Below are 4,335 nucleotides of genomic sequence, written 5' to 3' on the forward strand. Positions count from 1 at the left end.
GCAACCTTCACGGGCTGTGGAAAGCGTAACCCTGCGTCTCTATCAAAGTCGGGAGACGGTGCCCCCACTGGCTACCGTCTCCCGAGAACCGAAGGCCGGTCCTGGCTAAACACCAGGGACAGCACGTAATCCGTGCCAGCAGGATATAGGCTTTAAGGTAATTAATTTGGCAAGGCAAGAGGGAGGAAGCCGTATTTGGTATACTGCGCCGACCGATAACGCGGTCCAAATCAATTACCTTAAAGCCTATAGACGGACACCGACCACACGATCAACATCCACAAGGAGGTGCCTCATGGGCAGCTGGAAATGCGGGAATTGCGGATATGAACTGCAGGCGGACAGGCCGCCTGAGAAATGTCCGTCATGCAAGGAAAAATGTGACTTTCTGGACAACACCTGTTACACGCCTGACTGCCAGTACGAAGGCAAGGATCCCAGAATCAAATAGGAAGAAAGGGAGCAGGAAATGGCGAAAACGCTCATTGTGTATGCCACACGCACCGGTGAAACCGAAAAAATCGGCAATATCATCGCCGAAGGGATTCGTTTCTCCGGCCATGAGGCAAATGTGGTCAAAGTGACCGAGATTAAAAAAGAGGAAGACCTGAAGGGGTACGATGCCGTGGTGTTCGGCTCTCCGACCTACCACGGGGAGATGGTTCAAGGGATGAAGACCCTGCTGTTCATGGCAGAAAAGGCCGAATTAGAGGGCAAGGTGGGTGCTGCCTTCGGCGCCTTTGGATGGAGCGGTGAAGCCCCGGACCGCATTTTTGAAACCATGAAAAACATCTTCAAGATGAACATGGTGAGCATCCCCTTGCGGCTCAAATCGGCCAACCTGGGCGGAGGCCTGAAAATGGCCCAGGATTACGGACGGGAGATTGCCGAAAAACTACCCTGACCATCGATGTAACTGGTTCACCACCACAAAATCCCAGATAGAAAAAAGGAGGATGCTATGTCCACACCCCAACATTGCCCCGGCTACCAGACGTTCAAGACCCTGAAATCCTTTATCTGCAAGTGCCCTGGATGCGGTGAAAGCAAAGAGATCTTCTCCGACGAGTTCAACAAGGATCACACCTGCGCGAAATGCGGCAAGCCCATCGACTTTACCCAGTGCACACTAGATGGGGGCGTATAGCCTGCCGCCAGGTGCTGTTTGCTGCCCCAATATCATTGCAACTCCCTGGGTTCCAACCCACACGGCCCTGCTGATTGACTCGACATGTGCCTCAACGGTTGGGGTTCGCCTGAATGAACACAACAAATGACCCACTACGTATAGGGCAGCCGACCCATTAGGTTGGTTGCCGGCATCGGTTCAAGGAGGAATTGGTATGGACGTTGTCATGTTATCGCGGCTCCAGTTTGCCGCCGCCACCATGTTTCACTTTCTGTTTGTTCCCCTGACCCTGGGGCTGTCTGTTCTGGTGGCATACATGGAGACCCGGTACGTAAGGACCGGCGATGAAACCTATCTGCGCATGACCAAGTTCTGGGGTAAACTCTTTCTGATCAATTTCGCACTGGGGGTGGTCACCGGCATCACCCTGGAGTTTCAGTTCGGCACCAACTGGTCGCGCTACTCCGCCTACGTGGGTGACGTCTTCGGGTCGCTTCTGGCCATCGAAGCATCCGTGGCATTCTTCCTGGAATCCACTTTTATCGGCATCTGGATTTTTGGATGGAAAAAACTGTCCAAAAAAGCCCACGCCACGGTCATGTGGCTGGTGGCCGGCGCCGGCAATGTCTCTGCCATCTGGATTCTTCTGGCCAACGGGTGGATGCAGCACCCGGTGGGATTCACCATCCGCAACGGCCGGGCGGAGTTGACCGACTTTCTGGCCGTGATCACCAACAAGTTCGGAATACTTGAAATCCTCCATATGATACCCTCTGCATTCCTTCTGGCCGCCTTTTTCATGATGGGGATCAGCGCCTGGCACCTACTGAAAAAACAACATATCGATTTTTTCACCCGCTCCTTCAATATCGGTCTGGTGGTGGGGTTGGTCTCCTCTATCGTGGTGGCCATCACCGGTGACATGCACGCCGTTCACGTCACCCAGACCCAGCCGGCCAAGCTGGCCGCCATGGAATCTCACTGGGAGACCCAGACCCGGGCCCCCATCGTCATGTTCGCCATTCCTGATGAAGAAAACGAACGCAACGCAATCGAAATCGGCCGTCTGCCCGGCGCCCTGAGCCTGTTGGGGCATCACGACGTCAATGCGGCGGTGACCGGGCTGAAGGACATCCCCAGGGATGAACGGCCGCCGGTCCTGCCGACATTCGTCTCCTTCCGGACAATGGTGGCTTTAGGGACCCTTTTTCCCCTGCTCACCATCATTGGCTTATTTTTGAAAAACCGACTGCTTGAATCCCGCTGGTACCTGTGGGTCATGCTTTTTGCCATCCCGCTGCCCTACCTGGCCATCGAGATGGGATGGGTGCTGGCCGAAGTGGGCCGCCAGCCCTGGATCGTTTATGGCCTGTTGAAAACCGCCAATGCAGCCTCACCGGTGGCGGCCTCCCAGGTAATGGCTTCCCTGGTGGGCTTTATTCTGGTTTACGGCCTGCTGGGGATCGCCGGCTTTTACCTCATCGCCGATTTCGCCAAAAAAGGCCCGAAACCGGAAGCGGCGGGCGCTGAGATGGCCACTAGCTAAACCATTTTTCAATACAGACAACGCACAGGGGTTATCAATGGAATTACAAACCGTATGGTTTTTCATCTGGGGCCTGCTCTGGGCGGTCTTTTTCATGACGGACGGCTTCGACCTGGGAATCGGTTCGCTGTATCCCTTCCTGGGCAAATCGGAACGCGACAAACACATGATGATCCATGCCATGGGACCGCTTTGGGACGGCAACGAGGTCTGGCTGCTCACCGCCGCCGGCGTCACCTTCGCCGCCTTTCCGCTGGTCTACGCGGTGATGTTCTCATCCCTTTACTCGGCGCTGATGCTGATTCTCTTCGCCCTGATCCTGCGCGGCGTATCCTTTGAGTTCCGCAACAAGGTGGACAATCCCGCCTGGAAGCGGATATGGGACTCCTGCATTTTCGTGGGCAGTTTTCTGCCAGCCCTGCTGTTCGGTGTGGCCTTTGCCAACATATTCAAAGGCATACCCATCGACCAGGACGGCATCTACCTGGGCAACCTGTTCACCTTGCTCAACCCCTACGGCGTGTTGGGCGGCGTGCTGTTTCTGTGCCTCTTTCTGGTCCACGGCGCCCTGTGGCTAACCGTGCGTGCCGACGGCGATCTGGCCCAACGGGCCGAGAGACTGGCCGGCAAGCTGTGGCCGATACTCGCCGGCGTAGCGGTCGTCTTTCTGGCGGCGAGTTACGTCTTCACGCCGTTGTACAACAATTACCGGGCCAACCCGGTCCTCTTTCTGGTACCGGCCATAGCCGTTGCCGCCATCGTGGGAATCAGGTACTTTCTGATGCAAAAAGCCTTTTTCAAGGCATGGCTGGCATCGGCGGCCACCATCGTATCGTGCACGTTCTTCGGCGTTATCGGTCTGTTTCCCAACCTGTTCCCCTCCAGCATCGATGCCGCGTACAGCCTGTCGGCCTATAATGCCTCGTCCAGCCCCCTGACCCTGAAGATCATGCTCATCGTGGTGCTGCTCTTCGTGCCCGTGGTGCTGGCTTACCAGATCTGGGCCTACAAGCTGTTCAGCGTCAAGGTGACCGACGACGACCTGGCCCACGAAGAGATGTATTGATCGATCAGGTAACATCCGCCCTATCTGCCCGGTATCTTCGCGGGCGGCACGGCGGGTACTTTTTCGTTGACACACCGGAAAAAACCTTAAACGGAGCATTACATGAGCCGCCATATCGTTATGATCACCCTCGTCACCGCCCTGATTGTCAGCCTCTCCATGGCCGCAACCCATGCCGCCAGCCGGGGGCCGGACCGTATCGACATTTTCGGCGGCCGATCGGGCAACGTGCCCTTTCCCCACGCCCAGCATCAGAACCGAATCAAAGACTGCAACGTTTGCCACAGCGTCTTTCCCCAGGAAATAGCGGCCATTAAGAAGATGAAGGAGGAGGGAATGCTGAAGCCGAAAAAAGTGATGAACCTCCAGTGCATCAAGTGCCACAAGGAGGAGAAAAAGACGGGCAAGCCCCATGGCCCGGTGACCTGTAAAACCTGCCATGTCAAATAACAACCAACCATGCTGATCTTAGGACTTCAGGGCAGCCCCCGCAAAGGTGGAAACACCGACACCCTTCTGGCGTCTTTTCTGGAAAAGGCCAGCCAGGCGGGCGCTGCCGTTAAAACCATCCAGGTGGCCCGGGCCGGCATTGTG

At 56.1% G+C, this 4,335-nt stretch carries 7 protein-coding genes; all 7 read left to right on the plus strand.

Translation table 11 applies throughout. The features are described 5' to 3' along the window. Positions 1-295: 295 nt before the first annotated feature. A complete protein-coding gene (locus QNK41_RS21070) occupies positions 296-451 on the plus strand; it encodes a rubredoxin-like domain-containing protein (RefSeq protein WP_319259024.1) in 156 nt (51 codons plus the stop codon). Between the two features lie 18 nt (positions 452-469). Beyond that, positions 470-904, plus strand: a complete 435-nt coding sequence (locus QNK41_RS21075; RefSeq protein WP_319261229.1) for a flavodoxin domain-containing protein — start codon at positions 470-472, stop codon at positions 902-904. A gap of 57 nt (positions 905-961) precedes the next feature. Then, positions 962-1,147 (plus strand): hypothetical protein, encoded by a 186-nt coding sequence (locus tag QNK41_RS21080; protein WP_319261231.1) that lies wholly within the window; start codon positions 962-964, stop codon positions 1,145-1,147. 196 nt (positions 1,148-1,343) lie between these two features. After that, entirely contained in the window at positions 1,344-2,675 is a 1,332-nt protein-coding gene (locus QNK41_RS21085; RefSeq protein WP_319261233.1) for a cytochrome ubiquinol oxidase subunit I, read from the plus strand. A gap of 37 nt (positions 2,676-2,712) precedes the next feature. Further along, the gene (gene cydB / locus QNK41_RS21090; RefSeq protein WP_319261236.1) at positions 2,713-3,741 is read left to right on the plus strand and encodes a cytochrome d ubiquinol oxidase subunit II; all 1,029 of its coding nucleotides are present in this window, start codon (positions 2,713-2,715) and stop codon (positions 3,739-3,741) included. A 102-nt stretch (positions 3,742-3,843) separates the two neighbouring features. After that, the gene (locus QNK41_RS21095; protein WP_319261239.1) at positions 3,844-4,191 is read left to right on the plus strand and encodes a cytochrome c3 family protein; all 348 of its coding nucleotides are present in this window, start codon (positions 3,844-3,846) and stop codon (positions 4,189-4,191) included. Between the two features lie 9 nt (positions 4,192-4,200). After that, positions 4,201-4,335 (plus strand): NAD(P)H-dependent oxidoreductase (locus QNK41_RS21100; protein ID WP_319259042.1); only part of this gene is annotated, 135 nt, incomplete at its 3' end.

The sequence above is a fragment of the Desulfosarcina sp. genome (genome assembly GCF_033791525.1).
GTDB lineage: Bacteria > Desulfobacterota > Desulfobacteria > Desulfobacterales > Desulfosarcinaceae > Desulfosarcina.

Bases quoted from the DNA above. Each gene is read 5' to 3' on its own strand.
- QNK41_RS21095 (WP_319261239.1), top strand. From the start codon at position 3,844: ATGAGCCGCCATATCGTTATGATCACCCTCGTCACCGCCCTGATTGTC.
- QNK41_RS21080 (WP_319261231.1), top strand. From the start codon at position 962: ATGTCCACACCCCAACATTGCCCCGGCTACCAGACGTTCAAGACCCTG.
- QNK41_RS21070 (WP_319259024.1), top strand. From the start codon at position 296: ATGGGCAGCTGGAAATGCGGGAATTGCGGATATGAACTGCAGGCGGAC.
- QNK41_RS21075 (WP_319261229.1), top strand. From the start codon at position 470: ATGGCGAAAACGCTCATTGTGTATGCCACACGCACCGGTGAAACCGAA.
- QNK41_RS21085 (WP_319261233.1), top strand. From the start codon at position 1,344: ATGGACGTTGTCATGTTATCGCGGCTCCAGTTTGCCGCCGCCACCATG.
- cydB (WP_319261236.1), top strand. From the start codon at position 2,713: ATGGAATTACAAACCGTATGGTTTTTCATCTGGGGCCTGCTCTGGGCG.